Annotated in this window: 5 protein-coding genes and 1 pseudogene; 5 read left to right on the top strand and 1 reads right to left on the bottom strand. The window is 58.4% G+C overall.

Annotation, left to right across the window (positions count from 1 at the left end; all coding sequences use genetic code 11):
* The 3 genes from NW835_RS13480 to NW835_RS13470 all read left to right on the top strand — a co-directional run.
* Positions 1 to 806, top strand: an 806-nt coding sequence (locus NW835_RS13480; RefSeq protein ID WP_414415545.1) for an ABC transporter substrate-binding protein, incomplete at its 5' end; no start/stop codon positions are given.
* A 441-nt stretch (positions 807 to 1,247) separates the two neighbouring features.
* Positions 1,248 to 2,072: an electron transfer flavoprotein subunit beta/FixA family protein gene (locus tag NW835_RS13475; RefSeq protein ID WP_414366349.1), complete on the top strand. Its 825-nt coding sequence runs from the start codon at positions 1,248 to 1,250 to the stop codon at positions 2,070 to 2,072.
* 171 nt (positions 2,073 to 2,243) lie between these two features.
* Positions 2,244 to 3,362, top strand: a complete 1,119-nt coding sequence (locus NW835_RS13470; protein WP_414366351.1) for an electron transfer flavoprotein subunit alpha/FixB family protein — start codon at positions 2,244 to 2,246, stop codon at positions 3,360 to 3,362.
* Between the two features lie 19 nt (positions 3,363 to 3,381).
* On the opposite strand, the gene NW835_RS13465 is transcribed toward NW835_RS13470, so the two are convergent.
* Positions 3,382 to 3,666 (bottom strand): YggT family protein, encoded by a 285-nt coding sequence (locus NW835_RS13465; RefSeq protein ID WP_414366353.1) that lies wholly within the window; start codon positions 3,664 to 3,666, stop codon positions 3,382 to 3,384.
* 186 nt (positions 3,667 to 3,852) lie between these two features.
* Here NW835_RS13465 and NW835_RS13460 point away from each other — a divergent pair, with 186 nt between their 5' ends.
* Entirely contained in the window at positions 3,853 to 4,995 is a 1,143-nt protein-coding gene (locus NW835_RS13460; protein WP_414415544.1) for a response regulator, read from the top strand.
* Positions 4,996 to 5,246: 251 nt separating this feature from the next.
* Positions 5,247 to 5,501: pseudogene (locus NW835_RS13455) on the top strand (hypothetical protein); the annotation flags it as partial.

Here is a 5,501-nt window from a genome sequence, read left to right as displayed (position 1 = left end):
CTGCTGGCCAGTACGACCTGGGGGAAGGGGATCCCTACTCCATGATCGAGTTCAACGCCAAAAACCCGGATGTGCCCTTGGTGGCGATCTTTGTTCACTTCAACCGCTCTCCCTTCGGCATCTATACCCTGAAAGGCAGAGGCATTACAGAGCCGGCCCAACTGGCGGGCAAGAAGCTGGGGGCGCCTGCAGGAGATGCGCCGCGTCGGCTCTGGCCGGTGTTTGCCAAGCAAGTCGGCATCGATCCGGCTTCAGTAGAGTGGCTAACCATGGAGCCACAGTTACGCGAGCCCTTCCTGATCCAAGGCCGGGTGGACGCAATTAGCGGCTTTATGACCTCGGCCATGCCCAATTTGGTGCGGGGTGGCGTTAGCTTGAACGACATCACGCCTTTTCTCTACAACGACTATGGCCTTGAGCTGTACGGTAATGCCGTCATCACCCGTGTGCAACTGCTGCGCGAGAAGCCGGAGCAACTCAAAGCTTTCTTGAGGGCCTACGTCAAGGGCTGGCAAGACACCATCCGCGACCCCGACGGCAATATGTTGGCGTTTTTGGACAAAGCCAGAGCCGAAGGGCAGGTGCTGGACACTGCCATTGAGAAACTGCGTCTCACCCTAGCTATGCCGCGTCTGTTTGTTACCGAGGAGGTGCGGGAAATTGGCTTGGGGGACGTGGTGCCTGCCCGGATGGAAACCGCGATTGCTCAGGTGGTGGATGGCTTTGGCCTCTCTGCCAAACCGCCTCTGGAGAAAGTATTTGACAACAGCTTGCTTCCCCCCCAATCCGAGCGAATGATCGCCTGATCTGGAGAATCACACAACAACTTTGAAGCGCTGTCTGTGAAGCGCTGTCTGTTGACTTGCAGAGACAGTGAACGCTTCTTGCCGGCCAGACGGCTTTTCCCGATGGCAGGTGAGGAACCCAGCTCATTGGCTCAGTCATTCCAGCAAGATATTCTCCAAGCTTTTCGCAGCAGGGATCCCAGACTTCTCTTGGGAGAGAGGTAGGTTTTAATCGCATTTGCGTTGCTGGGTTAGAGATGGCAAGCGAGGCGCAGCAGCAAGGGAATATCTCAAACTTTGTTTAAAGTTACTTAAACTTGAGCAACTGATGTGCTGAGAAAGGCGACTGAAGAGTGCTCATCAGAGTGCTCACCGTTTCCGATCCCGAAAAAAAGCTGAATAAGTTTCTGCTGCCTAGGGATCCCTCTTAGTCTGGAGGGGATCGCTAGGGAGCTGATATCCTTGGAAACTTTTGTCCTAATTAAGCAAGTTCCCGATCAAAATGCCAAAGCCGGCATCAACAGTGACGGCACGATCGACCGGGCCAAGGCCAAGCGGATGCTGAACCCCTTCGATCGCTATGCGCTGGAAGCGGCCCTGCAAACCAAACGGCAACATGGGGCGAGGGTGACAGCGATCACGATGGGGCCACCCCCGGCCATTGAGGTGCTCTACGAGGCCATTGCCCACGGCGTGGATCGGGGCATTTTGATGACCGACCGCCGCCTGGCCGCTTCGGATACCTTGGCCACTGCCTACACCCTGGCCCACACGGTTCGCTATGCGGGCCGGCCCGATGTCATCTTCTGCGGGCTGCAGACCACCGACGGCGACACAGCCCAGGTGGGGCCCCAGTTGGCCGAGCGGCTGGGGATCCCTCAGGTTACCTATTGCGAGGCCTTTGAGATCCGCGATGGGATCCTGGTGGCGCGGCGGGCCATCGAGGGGGGATCCCAAACGGTGGCGGTGCCGCTGCCGGCCTTGGTCACGGTGGCCAATTCAGCGCGACGTCTGGCCTATCCCACCCTACGCGGCGTGCAGCGGGTGCAGCGGTTGATGAGGGATGAGGCGGCACGGGCCGAGGCCATCCAGATCCTCAACCTGGACGATGTGGGGGCCGATCCAAAGCGCTGCGGCCTCCAGGGATCCCCGACCATCGTGGCCGCCACCGAAAAAGTGGGGGAAATCGGTGGCAACTGTCAGGTCTTTCAAGGGCAGCCCGTGCCGCAACTGGTGAAGGAATTGGCTCAGGCACTTGACTTGAGCCTCTACCTAGCTACCTCTTAGGCTTTACCCTCTTTTCCCTTCTGCTAACTCCACCCTTTCAACCCATTCCTTGACTTCTCAGTTGCAGCCCGCCCAAACCTGTTGGGTGAATTATCACTAAGTTGCGGAAATCTGTGTAGGAATTGACGAAACTTCCCAGCCTTTCTACTTCGATGAGGAGTCGTAAGCTCTATGGAGCACAAGCGGGTGTTGATCTTCGCCGAGCAGATCAAGGGTGAGTTGCAACCCATTGGCCTGGAGCTGTTGGGAGCGGGGCGACGGCTGGCCGATAAGCTGGGAGCGACCTTGAGTGCCCTCGTCCTCGGCCACAACATCGCTCACCTGCCCCCAATCCTCATCGGCCACGGGGCGGATCAGGTCTTCATCGCCGACCACCCCGAGTTGGCCGAATACCGCACCCTGCCCTACCGCCGCGTTATCCTGGACTTGCTCAAAAGCTGGCCCCAGCCACCCCACACCATCCTGCTGGGATCCACCACCACCGGTCGGGACTTAGCCCCCCGTCTGGCCGCCCACCTGGAAACCGGCCTGACCGCCGACTGCACCGAGCTTGACATCGGCCCCTTCGAGTACAGCAACAGCCGAGATCCCGACAAGTCTGGTTTCTTCCCCGAATGCCTGTACGCGATTCGGCCCAGCTTTGGTGAGTCCCTCAAAGCCCGTATCCTCGGCCCCTGGAAAAACCCGCAAATGGCCACCGTGCGCCCCGGCGTGATGCTGCCCTTGCCATGGGACGGATCCCGCCAAGGGGAAGTGATCCCGGTGCCGGTCAACTTGGAGCCGGAGGATCTCAAGCTGCACATTGTGGAAACGGTGCGCAACCTCTCCCAGGCGGTGGATCTGACGCGGGCCAAGGTGATCGTTTCCGGTGGCTACGGGCTGGGATCTCCAGAAGGCTTTGAGCTGATGAGAGCGCTGGCCGCCTGTTTCCCCAACAGCGCCGTCGGCTCCTCCCGCAAGGCTGTGGATGCCGGCTGGATCCCCTATGCCCACCAGGTGGGGCAAACCGGCAAGACCGTTCGCCCCCAGCTTTACATCGCCTGCGGCATTTCCGGTGCCATCCAACACCGCGTCGGCATGGACAAGTCCCAGACCATCATCGCCATCAACAAAGACAGCGCCGCTCCCATCTTCAAATTTGCCCACTACGGCATCGTTGGGGATCTCTACCAGGTGGTGCCCGAACTGATCCGGCAACTGCAGCAGATGCAGGAGGAAATCCAGGCGGGAGCTCCTGCACGGCTTGCGCAAACTCCCGCCGCGCGGATCCCTATCTTGCAGGGCCGCTAATAATCCTTAGGAAAGCACTCTAGTGCAGGGCCATCGTCAACAATCCCTGCTGTCCCAGCAACAGCTCCCGCAACAGGGTAACCAGACCCACCCACGCTACAGGCGCCATGTCCACCCCCCCCAGGGGCGGGATCAAGCGGCGTGTCGGGCGCAACAGAAACTCCGTCAGGCCAACCACCAGGGAGTAGGGCAGTCGAGAAGTATCCAGTTGCGGATACCAAGACAGGAAAATGCGCAGCACAAACAGGACGGTGTAGATCCCCAGTAGCGGACCCAGCACCCAGGCAGTGAATTGCGGCAGCATACGTCTTGCAGGAACCAGGCTCTAGAGGATACGAGGATACTCGGAATGCAGGGACTCGGCTCTAAGCTTAACCCCAAGTTTTTAAAACTTTAACTCCGTTTCCAAAATAGTCCTACAAGCAGGGCGGCAGCCACTAGAGACTAGCGTCATAATGGTCATATCTTGCTGACTGCAGGCAGGGATCCCATGCAGGGAAGATTACAAGAGATCGATATCCGCAGCATCCTTCAATTGATCGAGTTGGGCCAGCGCACCGGTGAGCTTTTCGTAGAGGCCAGGCCCTCTATCTACTGGTTCGTCTTTTTCCTGAATGGGCAAATCATCTATGCCTCTGAAGGCGAAGGGAGCACTGCCCGCCTCAGAGACTACCTGCGCCGCTTCAAGCTGGAAGCTGCCCTAGACGAAGTTGAGATCCCCCACAAAGCAGCGGTCAATGCCCCCGAGTACAACCGCCTCTGGTCTTTGCTGGAAAGCCACAAGCTCAACCCCAGCCAAGGCAAGCAAATCCTGCTGGGCATGGTGCGGGAAGTCCTCTTTGACCTGCTCAGCCTCCACCAGGGCTCCTTCATTTTCGAAGCCGGACCCCCCTTGGCCCCGCAATTGACCACCTTCCCCGTCACTCCCCTGCTTACTGAGATGGTCACCCAGGTGCAGGAGTGGAAAAAGCTGCATCCCTATATCCAAGCTCCTAACCAAGCCCCCACCATCCTCAACCCCCTGCCGCTCCAGCAAACCTTGCCCGCCCCCGTCTTCAAAGCCCTGAGCGAGTGGTCCGACGGCAAAACCAGCATTCGCCAGATGGGTCGCTACCTGGGCCGAGACACCCTGGCAGTGGCCAAAGCCATCTATCCCTATGTTCGCCAAGGGGCAATCCACCTCTCCGACCCCGTCCTGATCGCCGAGCCCCAGCGCACTCGTCCCCTCAAACCCAGCGACAAGCCCAGCCACATCCTTTGTATCGACGACTCCATGGCCATCCAAAAAACTGTGGAGTTCATCCTGCAAAACGAGGGCTACCAGGTCACCACCATCGGCAACCCCCTCAAAGCCCTGGGACAGGTGTTTCTCCTCAACCCCGACATGATCCTCTGCGATGTGGCCATGCCCAAATTGGATGGGTATGAGCTGTGCGCCATGTTGCGCAAATCCAGCCAGTTCCGCGAAACCCCCATGATCATGCTCACCGGCAAGGACGGCTTCATCGACCGGATCAAGGCCCGCATGGCCGGGGCCAACGAGTTTCTCAGCAAGCCATTTTCCGAGAGGGAATTGTTGACCGTTGTCGAGTCTTATTTAGGCCCACCTCCCAAGCGGGGCGGCGGCGAATAAGCGTGGGGCCAGCCGAAGTTCCTAAAAAATGTCGAGATTCGAGCCAAGCAGGCAGAGTACAGCAGAATACTGGACAGAAGAGGAACTTCACCAAACAATAGGGGGTAGTCCAGCTAGCCTAGGGCTACAGGGCTAAATGCGGCCAAAAGCGCCAAAAGATAGGATCCCCCTTCAGCTAGAAACCGCAGGAGCTCCGCCCTGTACCCGTAGGGTCAAGGCCGGGAGGAATGCAGAGGACGTATAGTTGCAACATGACCCAAGTTTTAACTATTTCTTGCAAGCTCAAGGTATCTGCGCCGCAAGCCGCCAAGCTGGATGCGACTCTGGATGCGTTTGCACAAGCACTCCTCGCGCCAGCGGGCCGGAGGCCTCACTGGGTTAACCAAAACATGCCAGAGAAGATAGTCAACGCCATTAAGCTCCAATCTCTTTGCTACCGTGAGATTCGGGCGCGGTTTGGTCTCTCCAGCAATAAGGACTCCGTCCCGCTAGCGCGATTGGCACAA

Origin of the sequence: Synechococcus sp. OH2, from assembly GCF_047462155.1 — a bacterium.
GTDB lineage: Bacteria > Cyanobacteriota > Cyanobacteriia > Thermostichales > Thermostichaceae > Thermostichus.
Note: the sequence above shows the minus strand (reverse complement) of the source record. Positions and strands in the feature narration are given on the sequence as shown.

Coding starts and splice junctions, on each gene's coding strand:
- NW835_RS13470 (WP_414366351.1), top strand. CDS start 2,244: ATGGAGCACAAGCGGGTGTTGATCTTCGCCGAGCAGATCAAGGGTGAG.
- NW835_RS13465 (WP_414366353.1), bottom strand. CDS start 3,666: ATGCTGCCGCAATTCACTGCCTGGGTGCTGGGTCCGCTACTGGGGATC.
- NW835_RS13460 (WP_414415544.1), top strand. CDS start 3,853: ATGCAGGGAAGATTACAAGAGATCGATATCCGCAGCATCCTTCAATTG.